This is a genomic window from Micromonospora sp. WMMD1120, from assembly GCF_029626235.1.
Classification (GTDB): Bacteria; Actinomycetota; Actinomycetes; order Mycobacteriales; family Micromonosporaceae; genus Micromonospora.
This window is the reverse complement of sequence record NZ_JARUBO010000005.1, coordinates 4640789-4661904: the sequence shown is the minus strand read 5'-3', so window position 1 is coordinate 4661904 and position 21116 is coordinate 4640789. Positions and strand designations below refer to the sequence as shown.

The 21116-nt window shown below is 70.1% G+C and carries 16 protein-coding genes; 8 read left to right on the top strand and 8 right to left on the bottom strand.

Annotated features, from left to right (window positions below; all coding sequences use genetic code 11):
• The first annotated feature begins 101 nt into the window (after positions 1–101).
• The gene (gene zwf / locus O7634_RS21735; protein ID WP_278151954.1) at positions 102–1595 is read left to right on the top strand and encodes a glucose-6-phosphate dehydrogenase; all 1494 of its coding nucleotides are present in this window, start codon (positions 102–104) and stop codon (positions 1593–1595) included.
• 8 nt (positions 1596–1603) lie between these two features.
• Here the strand turns inward: zwf and metH are convergent, their stop codons facing one another.
• Complete coding sequence (gene metH / locus O7634_RS21730; protein ID WP_278151953.1) at positions 1604–5221, bottom strand: methionine synthase; 3618 nt, start codon at positions 5219–5221, stop codon at positions 1604–1606.
• A 245-nt stretch (positions 5222–5466) separates the two neighbouring features.
• Between metH and O7634_RS21725 the strand changes: the two genes are divergently transcribed.
• Both O7634_RS21725 and O7634_RS21720 read left to right on the top strand, forming a co-directional pair.
• Entirely contained in the window at positions 5467–6468 is a 1002-nt protein-coding gene (locus tag O7634_RS21725; RefSeq protein ID WP_278151952.1) for a LamG domain-containing protein, read from the top strand.
• Positions 6417–8426, top strand: coding sequence for an immunoglobulin-like domain-containing protein (locus tag O7634_RS21720; protein WP_278151951.1), 2010 nt, complete (start codon positions 6417–6419; stop codon positions 8424–8426). The genes O7634_RS21725 and O7634_RS21720 overlap by 52 nt, the downstream gene beginning before the upstream one ends.
• Before the next feature lie 88 nt (positions 8427–8514).
• Here the strand turns inward: O7634_RS21720 and O7634_RS21715 are convergent, their stop codons facing one another.
• Positions 8515–10260: a family 43 glycosylhydrolase gene (locus tag O7634_RS21715; protein ID WP_278151950.1), complete on the bottom strand. Its 1746-nt coding sequence runs from the start codon at positions 10258–10260 to the stop codon at positions 8515–8517.
• 356 nt (positions 10261–10616) lie between these two features.
• Here O7634_RS21715 and O7634_RS21710 point away from each other — a divergent pair, with 356 nt between their 5' ends.
• Together O7634_RS21710 and O7634_RS21705 are read left to right on the top strand one after the other, a co-directional pair.
• On the top strand, positions 10617–12152 hold the full coding sequence (locus O7634_RS21710) for a hypothetical protein (RefSeq protein WP_278151949.1): 1536 nt from the start codon (positions 10617–10619) through the stop codon (positions 12150–12152).
• 18 nt (positions 12153–12170) lie between these two features.
• On the top strand, positions 12171–12674 hold the full coding sequence (locus O7634_RS21705) for an O-acetyl-ADP-ribose deacetylase (protein WP_278151948.1): 504 nt from the start codon (positions 12171–12173) through the stop codon (positions 12672–12674).
• A gap of 21 nt (positions 12675–12695) precedes the next feature.
• Here the strand turns inward: O7634_RS21705 and O7634_RS21700 are convergent, their stop codons facing one another.
• Positions 12696–12956 (bottom strand): hypothetical protein, encoded by a 261-nt coding sequence (locus tag O7634_RS21700; protein ID WP_278151947.1) that lies wholly within the window; start codon positions 12954–12956, stop codon positions 12696–12698.
• 3 nt (positions 12957–12959) lie between these two features.
• Here O7634_RS21700 and O7634_RS21695 point away from each other — a divergent pair, with 3 nt between their 5' ends.
• The gene (locus O7634_RS21695) at positions 12960–13154 is read left to right on the top strand and encodes a hypothetical protein (protein WP_278151946.1); all 195 of its coding nucleotides are present in this window, start codon (positions 12960–12962) and stop codon (positions 13152–13154) included.
• Positions 13155–13191: 37 nt separating this feature from the next.
• Here O7634_RS21695 and O7634_RS21690 read toward each other — a convergent pair whose 3' ends face one another.
• Positions 13192–14484 carry a serpin family protein gene (locus O7634_RS21690; RefSeq protein ID WP_278151945.1) on the bottom strand — a complete coding sequence of 431 codons (1293 nt, stop codon included), beginning with the start codon at positions 14482–14484 and terminating at the stop codon, positions 13192–13194.
• Positions 14485–14748: 264 nt separating this feature from the next.
• Here O7634_RS21690 and O7634_RS21685 point away from each other — a divergent pair, with 264 nt between their 5' ends.
• On the top strand, positions 14749–15669 hold the full coding sequence (locus O7634_RS21685; protein WP_278151944.1) for a hypothetical protein: 921 nt from the start codon (positions 14749–14751) through the stop codon (positions 15667–15669).
• A 269-nt stretch (positions 15670–15938) separates the two neighbouring features.
• Here O7634_RS21685 and O7634_RS21680 read toward each other — a convergent pair whose 3' ends face one another.
• A complete protein-coding gene (locus O7634_RS21680) occupies positions 15939–16802 on the bottom strand; it encodes a helix-turn-helix transcriptional regulator (RefSeq protein ID WP_278151943.1) in 864 nt (287 codons plus the stop codon).
• Between the two features lie 166 nt (positions 16803–16968).
• Here O7634_RS21680 and O7634_RS21675 point away from each other — a divergent pair, with 166 nt between their 5' ends.
• Positions 16969–17895 carry an SDR family NAD(P)-dependent oxidoreductase gene (locus O7634_RS21675; protein ID WP_278151942.1) on the top strand — a complete coding sequence of 309 codons (927 nt, stop codon included), beginning with the start codon at positions 16969–16971 and terminating at the stop codon, positions 17893–17895.
• Positions 17896–17924: 29 nt separating this feature from the next.
• Here the strand turns inward: O7634_RS21675 and O7634_RS21670 are convergent, their stop codons facing one another.
• From O7634_RS21670 to O7634_RS21660, 3 genes are all read right to left on the bottom strand, one after another.
• Positions 17925–18536: a DUF4240 domain-containing protein gene (locus tag O7634_RS21670; protein ID WP_278151941.1), complete on the bottom strand. Its 612-nt coding sequence runs from the start codon at positions 18534–18536 to the stop codon at positions 17925–17927.
• Between the two features lie 69 nt (positions 18537–18605).
• Positions 18606–20192: an amino acid adenylation domain-containing protein gene (locus tag O7634_RS21665; protein WP_278151940.1), complete on the bottom strand. Its 1587-nt coding sequence runs from the start codon at positions 20190–20192 to the stop codon at positions 18606–18608.
• Positions 20189–21109 (bottom strand): hypothetical protein, encoded by a 921-nt coding sequence (locus tag O7634_RS21660; RefSeq protein ID WP_278151939.1) that lies wholly within the window; start codon positions 21107–21109, stop codon positions 20189–20191. Before O7634_RS21660 ends, O7634_RS21665 begins: the two co-directional genes overlap by 4 nt.
• Positions 21110–21116 lie beyond the last annotated feature (7 nt).

The following is a 21116-nucleotide window of genomic DNA, read 5'->3' as shown; positions in this document are numbered from 1 at the left end:
CACCGAGAGCTTGACCTCTCAGCCCGGCATGCGACGCTCAAGCTCCGTGACCGACGAGCCACGCCGCGTGGCCACCCCTTGTGCCCGGAGGAACGCAGACCATGGACCACGCATCTCAGCTCATCCAGGAGCGGAGTGCCCCGCCGGCCACGCTGGTGATCTTCGGTGCCTCCGGCGACCTGACCCGGCGTAAGCTGCTGCCCGCGGTCGAGAGCCTGGCTCGGCACGAGCGGCTCCCGGACCAGTTCGCGGTGGTCGGCGTCGCGCGCACGTCGATGACCGACGAGCAGTTCGCCGAGAGCGCCCTCGGCGAACGCACGCTGGCCAGCAGGCGTCAACTCCAGGGCGGCGTGCGGTACGTCGCCGGCGGCTACGACGACCCGGAGACCTACAAGCGGCTCGTGGAGACCCTCGACGAGCTGGACGCACAGCGGGGCACGGCCGGCAACCGGCTCTTCTACCTGTCCACCCCGGCCGGAGCCTTCGAGCCGGTGATCAACGGGCTGGCCGGTGTCGGGCTCAACCAGCCACGCGAAGGCTCCTTCTCGCGCCTGGTCATCGAGAAGCCGTACGGGCGCGACCTGGTCACGGCCCGCGAGCTGGACGCTGTCGTGCACGGCGCCTTCGACGAGCACCAGGTCTTCCGCATCGACCACTACCTGGGCAAGGACACCGTCCAGAACGTGCTCGCGTTGCGCTTCGCGAACTCGATCTTCCAGCCCATCTGGGACCGGTCCTGGGTCGACCACGTGCAGATCACCGTCGCCGAGACTCTCGGCGTCGGCAGCCGCGGCGGCTTCTACGAGGACGCCGGCGCGATGCGGGACATCGTGCAGAACCACGTGCTCCAGGTCCTCGCGCTGGCGCTGATGGAGCCACCGGCCTCATTCGAGGCCGAGGGTCTGCGCAACGAGAAGGTGAAGCTGCTGCAGGCGATTCGGCTCCCCACCGACCGGGACATCGCCGAGGCCGCGGTCCGGGGGCAGTACACCCGGGGCGGCACCCGCGAGGAGCTGATGGCCGGCTACCGCGAGGAGGCCGGTGTCGACCCGCTGTCGCGGACCGAGACCTACGCCGCCATGCGGCTCAATGTGGACAACTGGCGCTGGGCCGGGGTGCCGTTCTACGTGCGCACGGGCAAGCGCCTGCCCGCCCGGCTCACCGAGGTGGCGCTACAGTTCCAGCGGCCGCCGCACCTGCCGATCCCGACCGACCAGCTCACCGGCCTCGACGCCGACGCCCTGATCCTGCGCATCCAGCCGAACGAGGGCATCTCGCTGCGCTTCGGCGCCAAGGTGCCGGGCCACTCCTTCCGGGTCCGCACCGCCACGATGGAGTTCTCCTACGACCAGACGTTCGCCGAGGAGTCCCCGGAGGCGTACGAGCGCCTGCTCCTGGACGCATTGATCGGTGACGCGTCGCTGTTCATCCGCAGCGACGAGGTGCAGCAGTGCTGGCGGATCGTCGACCCGATCATCGACAACTGGGCGAAGGACCACTCGCCGATCCCCACCTACGAGGCCGCCTCCTGGGGCCCGACCGACGCCGACCGACTCATCGGTCGGCACGGCCGCAAGTGGCGCAACTCCGCCTGAGCGCGCGCTCAGTCGACGTCGTACGCCAGGTTGGGGCGCAGCCACCGCTCCACCTCGGCGACCGGCATGCCGCGGCGGCGGGCGTAGTCGACGACCTGGTCCCTGCCGATCCGGCCGACCGTGAAGTAGCGGGACCGCGGGTGGGCGAAGATCAGGCCGCTGACCGCGGCGGCCGGCGTCATGGCGTACGACTCGGTGAGACCCACCCGGATCTCATCGGCGCCGAGCAGCTCGAAGAGATCCTTCTTCTCGCTGTGGTCGGGGCTCGCCGGGTAGCCGAGGGCGGGGCGGATACCGCGGAACCGCTCGGCGTGCAGGTCTTCGAGCGCGGGCGTGGCGTCGGGCTCGAACCACTCGCGCCGGGCCCGTAGGTGCAGGTGCTCGGCGAACGCCTCGGCGAGGCGGTCGGCCAGCGCCTTGACCATGATGGCGCGGTAGTCGTCGTGCTCGGCCTCGTACGCCGCCGCCAGCTCGTCGGCGCCGTGGATGGCCACTGCGAAGCCGCCGAGGTGATCACCCTGAGGGGCGACGTAGTCGGCCAGGCATCGGTTGGCGCGGCCGGCCGCCTTCTCGGTCTGCTGGCGCAGCATCGGGAATCTCGTGCCGTTGTCGAGCACGATGTCGTCACCCTCGGAGTGCGCGCCCCAGAAGCCGTACACGCCACGGGCCTGGAACGAGTCGTCAGCGATGATTGTGTCGAGCAGCGTGTTCGCGTCGTTCCACAGTTCGCGGGCGACCGGCTGTTCGAGGATCTGCGGGAACTTGCCCCTGAGTTCCCAGGCGAGGAAGAGGAAGGTCCAGTCGACCAGCTCGCGCAGCTCGGCGATCGTGGGCGTCACGACGCGTACGCCGGTGAAGGCGGGCGTGGGCAGGTCGCCGAAGTCCACCACCTCGCGGTTGGCCCGCGCCTGCCCGATGGTGAGTAGCGGCTGGGCGTGCCGGTTGGCGTGCTCCTCGCGCAGCCGCTCCTGGTCGGCCCGGTTCGCGGCGTCGAGCTTCTCGGCGCGGTCGGCGTCGAGCAGTTCGGATACCACCCCGACGACCCGGGACGCGTCGAGCACGTGGATGGTGCTGCCGCCGTACGCCGGTGCGATCCGCACCGCCGTGTGCCGCTTCGACGTGGTCGCGCCACCGATCAGCAGCGGCAGCCCGAGGCCGCGCCGCTGCATCTCGGCGCCCACCGAGACCATCTCGTCGAGCGACGGGGTGATCAGACCGGACAGGCCGATCACGTCGGCCCCCTCGGCCACGGCGGTGTCGAGGATCGTGGCGGCCGGCACCATCACGCCCAGGTCGATCACCTCGTAGTTGTTGCAGCCCAGCACCACGCCCACGATGTTCTTACCGATGTCGTGGACGTCGCCCTTGACGGTGGCCAGCACGACCTTGCCCTGGCCACGGTCGGCCGGAACGAGGCCGGCCGCGCGTGCCCGCTTCTTCTCCTCCTCCATGAAGGGCTCGAGGTACGCCACCGAGCGCTTCATGACGCGCGCGGACTTGACCACCTGCGGCAGGAACATCCTGCCGGACCCGAAGAGGTCACCAACGGTCTTCATGCCGTCCATCAGCGGGCCCTCGATCACGTCGAGCGGGCGCGGGTACTGCTGGCGGGCCTCCTCGGTGTCGGCCTCGATGAAGTCGACGATGCCGTGCACGAGCGCGTGCGACAGCCGCTCGGCGACCGGCGCCACGCGCCAGGAGAGGTCGACCTCGCGCTGCCTACCCTTACCGGTCACCGTCTGGGCATAGCTGACCAGCCGGTCGGTGGAGTCGGCCCGGCGGTCGAAGAGCACGTCCTCGACCAGCTCCAGCAGCTCGGCCGGGATGTCCTCGTAGACGGCGAGCTGCCCGGCGTTGACGATGCCCATGTCCAACCCGGCCCGTACGGCGTGGAACAGGAACGCCGAGTGCATCGCCTCGCGCACCACGTCGTTGCCCCGGAACGAGAAGGACAGGTTGGAGATGCCGCCGCTGGTGCGCGCGCCGGGGCACCGCTGCTTGATCAACGGCAGCGCCTCGACGAACGCCTTCGCGTACCCGTTGTGCTCGGTGATGCCGGTGGCGACGGCGAGCACGTTCGGGTCGAAGATGATGTCCTCGGGAGCAAAACCGGCCACGTTGACCAGCAGGTCGTAGGCCCGGCCGCAGATCTCGACCTTGCGGTCCCGGGTGTCGGCCTGGCCCTGCTCGTCGAAGGCCATCACCACCACGCCGGCGCCGAAGTCGCGGATCCGGCGGGCGTGGTCGAGGAAGACCTCCTCGCCCTCCTTGAGGCTGATCGAGTTGACCACGCCCTTGCCCTGCACGCACTTCAGCCCGGCCTCGAGCACGCTCCACTTCGAGCTGTCGATCATGACGGGGATGCGGGCCACCTCGGGCTCGGTGGCGATCAGGTTGAGGAACGTGGTCATCGCCAGCTCGCTGTCCAGCAGGTCGGCGTCCATGTTCACGTCGAGCAGGTTGGCGCCCCCACGCACCTGGTCGAGCGCCACGTCGACGGCGCCCTGGTAGTCACCGGCCTCGATCAGCCGCCGGAAGCGGGCCGAGCCGGTCACGTTCGTCCGCTCGCCGATCATCACGAGCCCGGTGTCCGGGCCGATCTCGAACGGCTCCAGACCGCTGAACCGGGTCGCCGGGCGGGCCGACGGCACGCGACGCGGCGCTCGCCCGACGACTGCTGCCGCGATCCCGGCGATGTGCGCCGGGGTCGTGCCGCAGCATCCGCCGACGACGTTGACCAGCCCGGCGCGCGCGAACTCACCGAGCAGCTCGGCCGTCTGCTCGGGGCGCTGGTCGTAGCCGCCGAAGGCGTTCGGCAGGCCGGCGTTCGGGTGCGAGGCGACGTAGCCGTCCGAGATGCGGGCCAGCTCGGCCACATGGGGACGCATCTCGGCCGCGCCCAGCGAGCAGTTCACGCCGACGACCAGCGGACGCGCCCGCTCGATAGTGCGCCAGAACGCCTCCACGGTCTGGCCCGCCAGGGTCCGCCCGGACACGTCGACGAACAACGAGATCCACAGGGGCAGGTCAGGGGCCACCTCGTGGGCCGCCGCGATGGCGGCCTTCGCGTTCAACGTGTCGAAGACCGTCTCGATCAGCAGCAGGTCGACCCCGCCCTCGCGCAGCGCGTCGATCTGTTCCGCGTACGCTGCCTTGACCTGGTCGAAGGTGACGGTCCGGAACGCCGGGTCGTCGACCTTGGGCGACAGCGACAGGGTGACGTTGAGCGGACCGACCGAGCCGGCCACGAACCTGCCGCCCACCTCGTCGGCCGCCTGCCGCGCCAGTTGCGCCCCGCGGACGTTCATCTCGCGGACCAGCGACTCCAGCCCGTAGTCGGCCTGGGCGATGCTGGTGGCGGTGAACGTGTTGGTGGTGGTGATGTCGGCGCCGGCCGCGAGGTACTGCCGGTGGACGTCGAGAATCAGGTCGGGGCGGGTCAGGATCAGCAGGTCGGGGTCGCCCGTGACGTCTCGCGGATGGTCGGGACCGACCACACCGTCGGCCCGGTAATCCTCCGGAGCGAGGTTGGCGCCCTGCAACATGGTCCCCCAGGCGCCGTCGAGCACCAGGATCCGCTCGTCCAGCAGACGCCGCAGCTCGGCAGTTGTCGACTCTCGATCCATGCTGACCAACCTCCGCATCGACGGAGGCGCCCTTGGTCGGTGTCATCGGGCGAGCGTGGCGGGGACCGGGCCCCGTCGCAGCGCCTCTCGCCCCGGGTGTTGACGAGGATACCCGGTCTTCCGCGTCCCGGCCGGCGCCCGGACCGACGGCGACTGCAACGCGCTGCGTTGACCTGACAGCACCCGGTAGTTAGCGTTAACACGCCGTTTACATAGGAGCGAGTCCCCCGGCCAAGGAGGATCAATTGCGACTGCGACAGCGAAGGCCACGTCTCGGGTCGAGTCGGAAGGACCGAGGCGTCGCGGTCCTGGCACTGGGTGCGCTTCTCTCGGTCTCGGTCGCGGCGACACCCTCTTACGCGGCCGGGAAGCAGCTCGACGAGGGTCTGGTACACCACTTCGCCCTCGACGAGACCAGCGGGACGACGCTGGTCAACTCGGGTAGCGCGGGCGCGGCGGCGAACGCCACGCTGGTGAATCCCGGAAAGGCGACATTGACCGGCGAGGGAGTCAGGTTGAACCCCGACTCCTACGAGGGCGCCCTCGACGGCGCGTACGTGGCGCTGCCGAACAACATCACCGCGGGCATGTCCAACCTCACCGTCGACTACGCCGTGCGGATCGACCCGGCCAACGTCGGCGAGCACCACATGTGGGGTTTCGGCCGCAAGTCCGGCTCGTGTGACGTCGACACCGGCGCCGAGGGATCCATCTTCGCGTCGAACACCCAGCGGTTCCGCGTCGCGGTGGGTTCGACGAACGTCCAGCAGAACCGGGTCCGCATGCTCGAGGGCGCGTGGACGCATGTCACCTACACCCAGTCCCTGAACTCGGACGGCACGAGCTGGACCGGCCGGCTCTACCTGGACGGCGTGCCGCACGCGACGTCGACGAACCTGACCACGCCGCCGTCGGTGAACGCCGCGGGGACCAACTGCAACTTCCTCGGTCGGTCCCAGACGTCGAGCCACTACTCGTTCCGGGGAACGATCCGGGACTTCCGGGTGTACGACCGGGCGCTGAGCCCCGACGAGACGCTCGCGCGGGCGGAGACGACCGTCTCCGACGGCGTCCGCGCCGACGCCGCCGCCATCGACCTCGGGCTGACCAGTGCGGTCGTACGCGATCTCGTGCTGCCCAAGACCGGCGCGGTGGCGGTTCGGCGATCACCTGGACGAGTTCGGACCCGTCGGTCGTGGAGGTCTACACGCCGCCCGCCGTCGCCAGCGCCCGCAAGGTCGCGGTGACCGGCAAGATCAAACGACCCGCCCAGGGGCAGCCCGACGCGACGGCCACGCTCACGGCGACTGTCCGCAAGGGCGCCCAGGAGGTCACCACACGGGAGATCCCGATCGTGGTCAAGGCCGAGTTCGACGATGCCCGTGCGGTCGACCGCGACACCTCCGACCTGACCCTGCAGGCCACCGACGACGTACGCGGAAACCTCGACCTCCCGGCCCGGGGCGAGTTCGGCTCCACGATCACCTGGAGCTCGACCACCGACCTCGTCACCCCCACGGGCGAGGTCACCCGACCGGCCTTCGGCCACGACGATGTCACCGCCACAGTGACGGCGACCATCACCAAGGGCGCGGCCTCGCAGTGGAAGTCGTTCCCGGTGACCATCACCGCGATGCCGCGTTCCGAGGAGTACGAGCGGTACTTCATGGGGTACTTCAAGGGTGAGGGGATCGCGGACGGCGAACAGATCATGTTCGCCACCTCCAACGGGAACACCGCCCTGGACTGGACCGGTCTGACCGGAGGCCGGCCGTCGCTCATCTCCCAACTGGGCGACCAGGGCCTCCGTGACCCGCACATCGTGCGCTCACCCGACGGCGACACGTTCTACATGATCGCCACCGACCTGAACTGGTACGACCAGGGCGGGTACGCCATCAACGACACCCAGTACATCGAGGTGTTCGAGTCGCACGATCTGGTGAACTGGACGCCTCAGCGGCACGTCAAGGTCGCGCCGGACAACGCGGGCAACGCCTTCGCCCCGGAGTCGCTCTGGGTCGAGGAGATCGGCGCCTACGTCGTGTTCTGGGCACAGTCGCTCTGGAGCGACCCGGTGAACCGCACCGGTCAGGGCAACGCGCAGATGTGGTACGCCACGACGCGGGACTTCCGGACGTTCTCCGCCCCGCAGGTCTGGCAGGACCCGGCCCCGCTGTCGCGGATCGACACCACCGCGATCAAGGTCGGCGACCAGTACTACCGGGTGACCAAGAACGAGGCCGGCAACCAGGGCTCGGACATCTTCTCGGAGAAGCACACCGACTTCCTGGACAGCGACATCGACAACTGGACGATGGTCGCGCCGGCTCTGGGGCGCACCACGTGGGTCGCCAACCAGGGGTACGAGGGACCGGTCATCTTCAAGGCCAACCCCGGGGACACCTCCTGCCCCGGCCAGTTCTACCTCTGGGGTGACCGGTACACCAACGGTGGCGGCTACCAGGCCGCGTGCCACGAGAACATCGAGGCGCCGACCTGGAACGCCAAGGCGATCACGATGACCAACGCGGGTGTGGTCCGGCCCCGGCACGGCACCGTGATCCCGTTGACCGTCCGGGAGTGGAACGACATCCGCGGTATCCCGAACAGCGACGTCGCGACCACCACCGAGGTGGCGGTCAAACCGTACGCGGGCACCGCGCAGACGACCACGGTCACCGCGACGGTGACGGCGGCCGACGGATTCGAGACCGGCGGTCAGGTGCGGTTCAGCGTCGGCTCGTGGTCGACGCTCGCCCACCTCGAGGACGGCACCGCCACCGTCACGCTGCCGACGGGCCTGCCCGCCGGCTCCCGCGCGGTCAAGGCCGAGTACCTCGGCTTCGACTACCTGAAGGCGTCGGAGGGTACGGCGTCGTTCGAGGTCCCCTCCGGCTCGGCCGCCGTCAAGGTCAGGGCGAAGGCCACGCCGGCGTCGGTTGTCCGTGGGGACACGTCCACACTGAACGTGACAGTCGAGCCGACCGGCCGACCGAGGCCGCACGCTCCGACCCCCACGGGCGAGGTCACCGTCACCTTCGGCGGCACCGAGCAGGTCGTGCCACTGGCCGACGGTAAGGCCGTCGTCGAACTGCGGACCGCCGACCTGCGGCCCGGGGTCTACCAGGTCCACGTCGCCTACTCCGGCAACCCAACCTACCGGCCCCAGGCGGGCAACCACCAGAAGGTGCGGGTGCGCTAGCCCGGGGCGCATCGACGGGCGCCGACCGAAGCGGCGGGCGGGATCTTTCGATCCCGCCCGCCGCCCTGTGTGCGGCCCCGCAACCCGACTACGGAGTGATCATGCCCTTCGAGGCGGCCAGGTTGTAGTTCTCGCCGAACACGTTGAGTTCGTGCACCCCGACCTTGACCGCCTCGGTCGTGCCCAGGACCTTCAGCCTGACCGCGTTCGTCAGCACCCGGTCGAAGGTGACGTAGTCAGCCGTGTAGGCGGTGGTGTTCGTGCTCCTGTCGACCAGGGGCCGCCAGGTGTTGGTGGGGATGTCCTTGTACTCCAGCGTGTACCGCACCGCGTTGGCACTGGTGAACGTCCGCCCGAGTTCCTTCCACTGGATCTGCGCGGCGGAGATGTGGAAGACGGTCCCAAAACCCCTGATGTACGTGGGCGTGGTGTCGCCGTCGGCCGGCTCCCACCAGGTGGACAGCAAGCGGTCCCCGCCGTAGTACGGGTTGCGCCCCGGCGCGTAGCTGCTCGCCCAGTACGCCTGGCTGTTGGTGGCCACGTTGTAGAGGCCGACATCGTCCCGACCCGAGATCTTCTTCCCGGGCGCCAGCTGCGGGGTGTTGGACAACTCGCAGTCGATCGCTCCCCGCTTGGGACCGGCGGGAGTCACTGTGCAGATGTCCATCCCCAGTCGCCGTTCGAAGAACTCCTCGTACGCGATGACATACGTGTAGAAGAAGACCAGGTTCCCGGCCTTGTCGAGGACGAAGCTGCCGTGACCGGCGTTCGGATACACCGCGCTCGGATGGTTGTTCCCGTAACCGATCGGGTTCTGCTGGGTGACCGTGAACCCGGACAGGGGCTTCTTCGACGTCATCACGCCGGTCGCGTACGTGGTGAACTCCGTGCCACCGGACGCGACCGAGAGGTAGTAGGTGTCCCCCACCTTGAACAGCTGCGAGCCCTCCACGTACCCGTGCGTGTAGGTGGCCTTGTTGTCACCGATGTGCTGCCACTCCTGACGCGGATCGAACGTCCAGAGCACGACCGGTTCGCTGATCAGCTGCCGAGGGTTGTTCGGGTCGAGTTCGACACCCATGATCGGCGAGCCGATGTTGTACGTCAGATACAGTCGGCCGTCCGTGTCCGGGAAGAACTGCACGTCGCCAACGCTCAACGTCTGGCCGTTCGGGCGCAGGAAACTCCCCATGCTGGTCCACGGGCCGGTCGGCGAGTCCGCCTGATAGACCGGCGTGTTGTTGCCGGCCATGTAGAACTTGTCGCCGAGCTGGACGACGGTCGGTGCGACCAGGCCCAGGTTCATCTCGTGCGGTGTCCAGGTGAGGTAGTCGGTGGTGGACCACACCGTGCGGTTGTTGTTCGGCGCGTTCTGCATGGCGCCCGACGCGTAGAGATAAATGGTCCCGTCGACGTTCAGCGCCGACCAGTCCGCCCCGGTCCGGGCGGAGTTCTCCGAGATCCTCGTGAAGCCCACTGTGGATCGGCTCGCCAGAGTCCGCCCGGACGCCGCCGTCCACGTCTCCAGGTTCAGGCTGGCCGGGATCTGCGACGTGTTCGCGACGTTCGCGTCCGTCGGTGGCATCGTTCCGACGATGTTGCGCACGGCCATTCCCGGCAGGTTGATCGGGTTGACGTACGTCTGGGCCATGTCGACACCGGCCAGTGGCACCTTGGCGGACGGGGTCTGCGGTCCGATGCCCGGCGGCGTGGGCTTCTCCGCGGCGGCCGGCACGACCGGCGCCAGTTGGCCCACCCCGAATCCCACCAGGAGCGCGAGGCCGACCGCCGCCAGACCTCGACGTCGCCTGCCGGCATCCCTTTCGAAAACCATCAGGTCCTACCTTCCGTCTAGGCGTATGAGCGCTAACAACGGGCAGAGGCATCCGACGTCCGAGACCGGCCGAGCACGGTCAACTGCTGGGTGTCAGCGACGTCGTACACGAGGGGTGGGAAAAACGAATCCGCTCGGCCAGTTCAGCTTCCAGCGCACAGGTCCATCGGGTCGATCTCATCGCGGGGGGATCGGTGACCGGCATCTGTTAGCGCTAACAATGTTGCGGTGATGTTAATCGTGCTATCTGGAGCCTGTCAAGAGCGTCAATGCCGCGCGATGAGGCGAGCCGGTTCAAGACAGGAGCGCGGTCGCGCACCGTGAAGGCCGGTGGTGGAGGGCCGTAGGATGTGCGAGTGGCCGAATTGGTTGATGCGGATCATCGTGATCCGGCGTCGGGCAGCAGTTGGACGAGCCTGTCGGTCAGCTACTGTCAGTACGAGGTGACGGCCGTGCCCGGCGCGTCCGGCATGGGGATCTACATGCTCGGCGACGACCTCGTACACGTTGTCGCGCCATATCAGTTCACCGGGTTTTGCGGCATCCACACCGGTTGGATCGACGTACGCGTCCGTGTGCTGCCCGGGCCGCCGGCGGAGGTCGACAGCGGCTGGGACGCGATCAGTGAGGCGTCCCTGTGGAGCCCCAGCGGCAGGCTGTCGGTCATCGGCCTGATGGGCGGTACCGCGGACGCCCTCACCGACATCGCTGTCCCACGCGGGCTGATCCGGGTGCGGGTGCACGCGCGCAACCGCCTGCACGAGAGCGTACGCACCGACGACGACCCGCCCGAGCAGCACGAGCTGCACATCTGGGCGGTGTCCGAGGAAACGCCATGGCGCACCGTACTGGCGGACCCGGGGGGCCGCGACTGGGAGCAGAAGCCCACGAAGGCCGCCGAGTGGGCCATACTGTCGCTGGTTCCGCGCCCCTCCGGTCGTCCGACGACCCTGCCGCCCGACCCGTACGAGGACGACGCTGGCCTGCCCCGGGTAACCGTGGTCCGACACCGGCCCGCGCCGGTCGAGGTACCGGACGTGCTGCCCGCCGGCGACCTCGAGGCCAGGCTTGAGCGGGTCGACGACGAGACCCTGCTGTGGTCGTGGTCCACCGCCGACGAACCGCTCTTCCCCCGTCCGCTGGTGACGCTGCCGGACGACGAGCCGAGCACCGTACGGCTGATGTCCGGCCCCGACGGCTTCACTCTGCGGCACGAGGGAGTGCTGGGCCGGCACGCCCTCGCCCTCGGTCTGATCTGGGACCATCTCCTCGACAGCGACGGGGGGTCGCATCCGTGGATGACGACGTTGCGTGAGCAGGCGGCCGAGGCGACCGCGTTGGCCGAAAAATACCGCCGCCTGCAGGCCGAGCGCGACGCCAAGCGGTGGGGAGGTGCTCCCCCGTCGGATCGTGTCCGCCGGCTCTTCGGCCAGGCGGCGTCCCTGGCCCGCATCGACCGCCGGCTGCTCGACCGTGTCGACGCACTGCCCGCCGCCCGCCAGCGGGAGGTAGCCTGCTGGGCTGCCCGGCGGGCGATGCGGGTGGCAGGACTGGAGCAGATCGGCTGGATCGTCGACGCGCTCGCCGACGCCGAGGCCGACCACCCGCTGCCCCGATCCTTCACCGAACAGGGCGGCGCTGCCGCGTTTCGCCGGCTCCTGTCCGATCCCGAGGTGCCGCACACCACCGTCAGGCTCCCCCTGGACCCAGAAGTCCCCAGCACACTCGCCGTCACCGAGATGCTGCAGCAGGCCGCCGCGTTCCCCGCCCTGCTCGCGCTGGCGAATGACGATCCGCTGGCCGCCGCGATCGATGCCGTCTACAACGCGGCAATCGCCCACGGGACCGACCGTGACCACTTCCTCGCCGACGCCCACACCACCCTGGGTTGAGCCTGACATCATCACGGCATGCCTGTGATTGAAGTGGTGCGTGGTGATATCACCAGCGAGCACGTCGACGCCATGGTTACCGCGGCCAATGAGTCACTGTTGGGTGGCGGCGGGGTGGACGGAGCGATCCACCGTGCGGCAGGACCGCGACTGGCCCGGGCCGGCGCCGCGCTCGCACCCTGCGATGCCGGCGACGCGGTCGCCACACCGGCGTTCGACCTGGAGCCACAGGTACGCCACGTCATTCATACCGTCGGACCCGTGTGGGAGGGCGGTGGCCATGGTGAGGCTGACGTCCTGACGTCGTGCTATCGGCGCAGCCTCGAGGTCGCCGACGAGGTCGGTGCCCGCAGCGTCGCGTTCCCAGCTATCGCCACCGGCGTCTACGGCTTCCCACCCGCAGAGGCAGCGAAGATCGCGATCTCGACCATCAGGGCGACACCTACAGATGTCGAGCACGTCCGCCTGGTCGCCTTCGACCAGGAGACCTACGAGTTGCTGAACGCGGCGGCGCAGGCGTGACCAGCGATCAGAGGACGTTGCTCAGGAGACGGTGTGGTGACCATCCTTGATGACCTGGTCATACTCTCTGCGACGAGCGTCGTAGGCGGGTTCCAGGAACGCCTCCGAGTCGGCTCCGATCGGCAGCCGCAGCGGCGGCGAGTCCATCAGCCCGAGCTGCCAGACCACGTCGGCGAAGAGGTCGGGAGAATTGATCTCCGACTTGGTGTTCATGCCGCGTAGCGCACCGAGCATGCCGTCGTTGAGCGGCCGGCGGCGGCGGTCGCCGACCTTCTCCGCCACGCCGTGCCCGCCGCGATTGTGCTGCTCGGCCTCTACTTCGTCGCCGGCCCGCTGTTACGGGCGTCGTCCAGCACGAGCGCCGCCTACCTGCCGGACACCGCCGCCCTCGACCCGTCGCGGGGCGCCGCCGCCACTATCGCGTGGACCTGCGCCGCCCTGACGCTCGCCGCCGTGGTGTTCCGTCGCCGCGACGCGTGACGCAGGATGCGGCTGTGACGACGTCGAGTGGTTGCGGTCAGGCCTGGCCGGCGACCAGGGGGTCGTGGACCCGGCCGAGGAACAGCGGTACGCCGGTGAGCAGGTCGTGGATGACGTACAGGAATGGTCGGTTGACGAAGAACTGCGGCCCCTGGGGCACCGACGGCGGCCGGACGATGACTGCCGTCGCGGCGGCGGCCTCGGTGCCCTTCTCGTCCACCGCGATGAACGTCTCGTGCACCACGTCGTCGATGCACAGGGCAGTATCGGTGCTCATGCCGGTGAAGTCGGCCTGTGGAGTGAACGCGGTGGGCATGCCGAGGCTGCCCAACGCGGCCCGCAGCTCGACCGGCAGGCGGAACCTCCATCGGGGCAGCCGTAGTTGCACGTCGGTGATCTGGAACCCGGCCAGCAGCGCGCCCAGCCAGGTCACGTTGAGGTTCGCTTCGACCGCGGCGAGATCGCCCCGGGTCGGCATGACGATGGCCATGGCGAGCCCGTCGCCCGCGTACGGCACGTCGACCGCGCGCCAACCGTCCCCTTCGAGGTAGCCCATCCTGTCGAACGGCCCACGCATGATCGGCACGTTGACGATGCCGCCGTCATCCCGGGTGAACGGTTCTACCGCCGTGGCTGCGGCGGTGAACGGGTACTTCCAGGCAGCCATGAGATAGAGCGCGTTGGTGAGGATCAGCCGGGTGTCGGAGTTCACGGCGTCGGACTGCAGCAGCTCGGGGATCTTCGCGTTGGTCCGGTCGGAGACCCAGGTGTTGATCTGCTGACGGGCCGCCTCGGGGGCGTCGCGGAAGTCGACCGGGTGCGGTGCGGCGCCGTAGTAGCCGGCGAGGGTTTCCTGGAATCCGGGTCGCAGGCCCAGGTCGACGTGCGTCCACAGGGCGTTGGCGGTGGTCAGCCGGGGCCGCCGTGTCCCGTCGCCGTCCTGGTACCGCTCGGCGAGCGTCTGATCGATGGTGTTGAGCCCGCTGTCCAGCGCGCTGGGGCGTGGATGCGGCGCGTGGAGCACGGCGTCCATCTCGTCCGCCGTGACCGAGCCGGCACCCGCCCTGGTCATACCCAGCGCGAGCCCGACGGAATACGGTGCGCACACCACATTGCCGCCGGAGCGGGTCGACGCCACCGTGCGGTAGAGGTCGGCAGTGAATCCGCGAACCGCGGTGGCGGCGGCCTGCATCGTGGTCAGGTCGGGTGGTACGCGATCCGCGCTCGTCGAGGTCGACGAGGGGCCGAGCCATCGGGGGGCACCGGGGGCGGCGGTGAGGGCAGCGGCCGCGATTGGCACCGCCCGCAGCAGCGATCGACGCGAGACCATGTCTCGACAGTAGAGCAGTCGCTCGGAGAACCGCCAGGTCGCGGAAAGAATTAATCGAGCCTCGACGATGTCTCGTTCGGGCCGCCGGTGCTCCGCCGGAGCTGTCGGCAATCGCTCGCGGCGAATGTCGCAGGCGCCGTTTAGCGTCGCGGATGGTGGCAGGCGATGGGGGGACGGGTCGTGGCGGAATGGGCTGGCGTGCCGTTGCGGCGCGTCAACGAGGCTGAGGTGCGCGCTCGCCTGGCGGCGGGCGCCGATCCCTGCATGCCCCTCGGTCTTGACACGGCCCTGCACGTCGCGGCGGAGCACTGGCCGCCCGCTGTCGTGGCAGCGATGGCCGCGGCGACAACGGATGTCGACTGCCTGTCCGACGGCCGCTCCCCGCTGTGGCTGGCGGTCCACTCGCGACGGCACGACAACGCCCGGGTGCTGGCAGCCGCCGGCGCGGACCCGTGGCAGCCGATGATGGCCGGTTGGTCACCCGGTCGGCTGTGCCTCGCCGGCCCCGAGCCCGACCTGTTCGGCGCCGCACCTGCCGGTGTCGAGCTGAGCCCGGCCGAACGGGAGTTCGTCGCGTCCGCCGGTGAGTTGAGCGAACGTCTGCGGGTCGACTACTACGACGGGACCGGGCTGCTCTCGGTTGCCCGGATCGACGCGATCGAGGCGATCCGCCGGCTCGACGCCACACCGATGACCGAGGACGAGCTTCTCGCCTACTACGACATCGACGTCGACGAGGACGCCGAGCCAGGCGACGAGCACGACTGGGACTGGCTCGCCGAGGTGCGCGACCCGCTACTCGTCGGCGTCACCGACACCCCAGGCGGCTGCGTGATCACCCAGCCGTGGGGATACCAGCCACAGACGCCCCTGATAGGTCGGCTGCTGTCCGCCGGCACCGTCGCCTACGGCCTCTACGCCAACCCGAAGAGCGGCAACCAGGGCAGCATCTATCGCGATGGGGAGACGATCGGCTGGGACCTGCACCCGGGCGGCGCCCCGAGAAGCACAGACACCAGCCTGATGGTCCTGCTCAGCTACCTCTACCCGCTACAGGCCCCCGCCTACGCGTGCGCGTTCGTCGGACTGCGTCCCGTCGACGCCCGGTGCGTCACCGGCCCCGCCGACCACTGGGTCCTCCTGCCCGACCGGGACTACTGGGCCCGCGAGACGGCGCTCACGTGACGTGCCACCTCAGCGTTGGCTCGCCACAGCGGCGTGGCTCGGGGCACGCTCACGATCGCCGGCGCCAGCGTCCTCGGGCAAGCGCACCCTCCGCGCGTCCCCGGCTGCTCCGCCACCCGGCTGGTCGCCGCGTCGACATGCATGGGTTACGCGCAACACCGGTAGTGCACGCGCCGGAACGGCGTCGTGGGCCACGATCCAGACCGGCCGCAGACGGGACCACCGCCCTGGCGGCGTGGCCCACGTGGACTGCGGCGTGGCACACCAGGTCAGGTCCGTGTCGCCGAATCACGCACCGCCGGGGTGGCGGGTGGGCCGGCACTGGCGGCGATGCTGCCGAGCAGGGCGAGGGCCTGCGCGGCTGCGGTGTGGGGCTCGGCGTGGTAGATGACCAGGAGCTGACCGTCGGTGCCGGTGATCGCGAGTTTCTCGTGACGGAGGTGCATGAGACCGACTTCGGGGTGTTTGATCGAGCTGGTGCCGCCGACGCGTTTGTGGACGTCGTGGCGGGCCCACAGGCGTCGGAACCGTTCGCTGCGCAGTGACAGGTCGCCGACGAGCGCGGCGAGGTACGGGTCCTCGACGTCGGTGGCGGAAACCGCGCGAAGGCCGGCGACGGCGTCCGCGGTGGCGCGGTCCCAGTCCTGGTGTAGGTCGCGTTCGGCGGGGTCGAGGAAGACCGCGCGCAGCAGGTTCGTCCCGGGGTGGTAGCTCGGGGAGAGTGCCCGGCCGAGGGCGTTGGCCGCCAGGACGTCGAGGTACTTGTTCTGGACGAACGCGGGTAGGGGCATCTGGTCGATCATCTGGGCGATGCCGACCGGTACTTGTTCGGTTCGTCGGCGTGCGCGGCGGCGTGGCTTCGGTGCGGCGAGCTCGTGTAGGTAGGCGGTGCTGTCGGCGTCGAGTTGCAGCACGCGGGCGAGAGCGTCCAGCACCTGCGCGGAGGGGCGCTGGCCGCGTCCCTGCTCGAGGCGTAGGTAGTAGTCGGCGCTGATGCCGGCGAGCATCGCGAGTTCTTCGCGGCGCAGGCCGGCGACCCGGCGTCGGCCGCCGGCGGGTAGGCCGACATCCTGCGGCCGGACCAGTTCCCGCCTGCTCCGCAGGTACTCACCGAGCGCGTTGGTGCTGGTCATGTTCCCAACGTAGCGGCGGGTCGGCCTGGTTTCCTGGCCCTGACAGACCCAGGATCAGCGGGACACCCGCACAGGTCACCGAGCGGTGGCAACGTGGTCCGTGGCCCCGGGGCTGAGAAGTCCGGGACCGCCTATCCCAGACCGAAGGTGAGGAAGAGGATTTATCATGCGGATCAGTACGCCGTTCACCGCCCAGTCCACAGCCGATGAGGTCAGCGCCGGAGTCGACCTGACGGGCAAGCGCGCGATCGTCACCGGCGGCGCGTCCGGCATCGGCGTCGAGACCGTGAAGACGCTCGCCCGTCTCGGCGCGGCGGTCACCCTGGCGGTTCGCGACGCGGACTCCGGGGCGAGGGTCGCCGCCCAGATCACCCAGGAGACCGGAAACCCGAACATCGGCGTCAGGCGGCTCGAGTTGGTTCAGCCGTCCTCCATCGCCGCGTTCGTCGCCGAATGGGACGGGCCACTCCATCTGCTGATCAACAACGCCGGCGTGATGGCGATCCAGGAACGGACCCTCACCGAGGCGGGTTGGGAGGCGCAGTTCGCCACGAACCACCTCGGCCACTTCGCGCTCACTGTCGGCCTCCACCGCGCCCTCGCGGCGGCGGACGGGGCACGGGTGGTGTCGCTGAGCTCGTCGGGTCACCTGTTCTCCCCGGTCGTCTTCGACGACATCAACTTCAGCTTCCGCCCGTACGACCCACAGCAGGCGTACGCCCAGTCGAAGACGGCCGTCAACCTTTTCGCGGTAGGGGCGTCGGCCCGCTGGGCCGGCGACGGGATCACGGTCAACGCCGTCAATCCAGGGGCGATCGCCACGCCGCTTCAGCGGCACGTGGGCGGCAAACTCGCCACCCCCGTCGAGTTGCAGAAGACGCCCGCCCAGGGCGCCTCGACAACCGTGCTGCTCGCGACGTCACCCCTGCTGAACGGGATCGGCGGCCGTTACTTCAACGACAACCAGGAAGCCACCCCCGTCAACCGTCGCCCGGCAACGATCCCGGAGTTGGTGAACGCGGTCGCCGACTACTCCCTCGACCCGGGCAACGCCGACCGCCTCTGGGAGGTCTCCGCGAAGGCCGCGGCCTGACCGGGGAGGACTCCCCCGGACCCGATCGATCAGTGATCGCCGGGTACGCGGTCGGGGTACAGAGCGAGCAGGCGGGGTAGCCGCAGGGGAATCTGGGCAGCGTCGTCGGCGCTGCCGAATCTCCCCGACCACTGGTGCTCAGCCGAGGGTTCGTCCCTGTCACCAGATCCGTCAGGCTGGGCTTCCGACGCTTCCCAGAAACCGTCGGCATCGTCACTGTGCTGGCCGAACGCGGTGGGCGCCGCGAACTCGATCGCCTCGGCTGCCAGCGCGAATCGGTCGACGTGGCCGGCGGCGATCGCCTGGACCATCGGGTGCTCCGCCAACGAGTCCGCATCGGTCACCGCCCGCTCGAACGCGTCACGCCCCAGGCCGATCAGGCCGGCCGTGAAGTCACTGAACGCGTCATCCGAGACGTACCCCCAGATCACGTAGGCCGCCGCGCACAAGCCCCACCGATGTCCCCGTGCGGCCACCCGCTCGTAACAGCGTTGGAACTCGACGATGCGCTCCGCCGGCAGCTGCGCCAGCCTCGCCGCCAAGGCTGCACCGATCATCGAGCCCGACGGCCACGCCCCGGCATCGTCCGGCACGTCCTCGCGGGCCCTCTCGATCAGTGACCAGAACTCGTCCACCCGCACCCCGGAGGGTCTGCCACGGGCAGGAGAGCCGGGGCTGCGCCGCATCTCCGCGACGGCCCGTCGTTCGGGTCAGGACGGAGCGACCGGTCCCCCGCCGTTCAGCATCTGCTGCGACGCGGCACCGGGGCCCTGGCCCGGAGGACGGGCGGAACCCAGGACACGGCCGAGCAGGCCGCGGTCGATCTTGCCGTTGGGGGTGAGCGGCAGGGCCTCGAACCGCGTGAGCCGGCGGGGCACCATGAACGGGGCGAGCGTGGACCGCAGCAGGGCCAGCAGCTCCCCTTCGTCGACCACCGGCCCCGTGTAGGCGAGGTGCAGATCCACGCCGCCCGCCGGCACGGCGAGGGCCAGGGCAACCGCCTCCTGCACCTCCGGGTGGCGCCGGGCGACCGCCTCGATCTCGCCGAGTTCGACGCGGTATCCGGACACCTTCACCTGGTGGTCCAGCCGGCCGAGGTGGATCAGCCGACCGTTCTCCTGGCGGACCCGGTCCCCGGTCCGGTACCAGTCCGACCCGGTCGGCGCGCCACGGCGGAGCCGATAGCGGCCCGAGGCGCCGGTGACGAACCGATCACGGTCGTCCGCCGGATCGAGATAACCCGGGAACCGCTGAGGGCCCCGGACGCACAACTCTCCCTCGACCGCGGGCCGCAGGTCCTCGTCCAGCAGCAGCCAGTCGACCGCCGGGTACGGCTCCCCGATGGGCACTGTGCCGTTCCTGGTGGTCGGCCAGTCGGCGGGTGCTGCCGGCAGTCGGTAGCCGGTGCAGGTGACGGTGAGCTCGGTGGGTCCGTACATGTTCTCGATGACGCTGTTCGGCGCGGCCTCCCGCCAGGCGGCCGCGGCGTCGGCGGACAGCGGCTCACCGCAGAACATGCTCCATCGCAACGTCGGCATGCGGTCCGGGCCGAGCTGCCGTAGCCGCCGGGCGATGGCGATCGCCGACGGCACCGAACTCCAGTGGGTGATCTCGCGTTGCCGGACGAAGCGGACCGCCGCCATCAGGTCGGCCGGTTGCGGCACCACCACTGTCGCTCCGGCGCCCCAGGTGGCGAAGAGGTCGAAGATCGACGGATCGAAGGTGAGGTCGAACATCTGCGACACCCGGGCGTCGCTGGTCAGCTCCGCGCGACCGGCGACCGCCCGCAGGAAGGCGAGCACGTTGGCGTGGGTCACCGGCACACCCTTCGGGGTGCCGGTCGACCCGGAGGTGAACATGATGTACGCCGGACGGACCGCGTCCGCGCCGGGTGCGGGCACACCGTTCGCCGGTGCGAGCGCGGCGAGAGCGCGGTCGTCGACCGGTAGCACCGGCACCGCACCGGCGCTGCCGCCAGCGTCGGCCAGGACCAGGTCCAGCTCGGCCGCCCTGGCGACGGCCGCGGTTCGCGCGGGCGGATACGCCGGGTTGAGCGGCACGACCGTGGCGCCCAGCCGGTACGCGGCGAGATATCCGGCGTACGCGCCGGCGCTGCGTGCCGCGAGCAGCCCCAGCCGGCGCGGGGGCCGTCCGAGCAGGTGCACCGTCGCGGCGGCGACCCGCTCGGCGAGATCGTCGAGTTCTCCGTACCGGAGCCGGTTGGCGCCGAGATCGAGCGCGATCCGGTTTCGATGCCGGTCGGCGGACTCGGCGAACCAGTCGTACAGGGTGTTCACGCGGTTGCCCCGGCGGTGATGATCCGGTCGAACGCGGCACGGACCAGACCCGGGCGGGGCCGCCCACGGCCGGCCGACTCCACGGCGAACCGCAGCGCCCGTGGCAGTTCCTCCCACGCTGACACGGCGGCCGAGGTGGCCTCCGGGTCGGTCAGTCCGGCGGCCGAACGGACCCGGTGCCGGAACAGCTGGTGCCGGCTCGCCGCCCACAGGTCGTCGGTCAAGGCGGCGAGCCTTTCCCGGTCCTCGACCATCGCGGCGAGGTGTGCCACGGCGTCCGAGCCGGTCAGCCATCCCGGCCGCGCGGTGGTACGCACCGCAGCGGTACGGACCAGCCACCGGTACTGCGACGGCGGTGGCACCTCGACCGGCTCGCCGAGGGCGTACCGGTCGCGGTTGGCGACCTCGTCGGACACTGTGCCGACCGGCGTGAGCAGCGCCCGCAGCTCGTCCTCGGTGGCCTGCCCGTGGTACGGCCGATGCTCGCCGTGCGGCGTCGTCGCGGCGAAGTGGTCCGCCACCTGCCAGCCGCCCCCGGGGCGACCGGTCAGCAGCACCCAGTGCGGTGTCGCGCGGCGCTGGTAGTCGGGAGACCAGGGCATCTGGTGGGTGTTCGCGACCGCCAGGACCGAACCGTTGGTCTCCAGCTCGGCGGCCATCCCGGCCGTGGCCTCCGCCCACCGGGCCGCCCCGCGATATCCCAGGCTGCCGCCGTCGACGCGGTCGTGATGGGACAGGGCCGTCGTCGCGGGGAGGACCGCGAGACGGACCGCGTCAGCCAGCTCGAACCGTAGGCGCGGCCGTCCGGGCGCCAGGTAGGCCGCCAGGTTGCTGGTGTAGCAGCTCAACTCCGCCCAGGTCGCCATCGTCTCCCCCTCCCGTGGGCCACGGCCGGCGGCGCCTCCGTCCGTGTCCATCTCGGCC

Coding starts and splice junctions, on each gene's coding strand:
- O7634_RS21680 (WP_278151943.1), bottom strand. CDS start 16,802: ATGACCAGCACCAACGCGCTCGGTGAGTACCTGCGGAGCAGGCGGGAA.
- O7634_RS21685 (WP_278151944.1), top strand. CDS start 14,749: ATGCCCCTCGGTCTTGACACGGCCCTGCACGTCGCGGCGGAGCACTGG.
- O7634_RS21690 (WP_278151945.1), bottom strand. CDS start 14,484: ATGGTCTCGCGTCGATCGCTGCTGCGGGCGGTGCCAATCGCGGCCGCT.
- zwf (WP_278151954.1), top strand. CDS start 102: ATGGACCACGCATCTCAGCTCATCCAGGAGCGGAGTGCCCCGCCGGCC.
- O7634_RS21705 (WP_278151948.1), top strand. CDS start 12,171: ATGCCTGTGATTGAAGTGGTGCGTGGTGATATCACCAGCGAGCACGTC.
- O7634_RS21675 (WP_278151942.1), top strand. CDS start 16,969: ATGCGGATCAGTACGCCGTTCACCGCCCAGTCCACAGCCGATGAGGTC.
- metH (WP_278151953.1), bottom strand. CDS start 5,221: ATGGATCGAGAGTCGACAACTGCCGAGCTGCGGCGTCTGCTGGACGAG.
- O7634_RS21660 (WP_278151939.1), bottom strand. CDS start 21,109: ATGGACACGGACGGAGGCGCCGCCGGCCGTGGCCCACGGGAGGGGGAG.
- O7634_RS21715 (WP_278151950.1), bottom strand. CDS start 10,260: ATGGTTTTCGAAAGGGATGCCGGCAGGCGACGTCGAGGTCTGGCGGCG.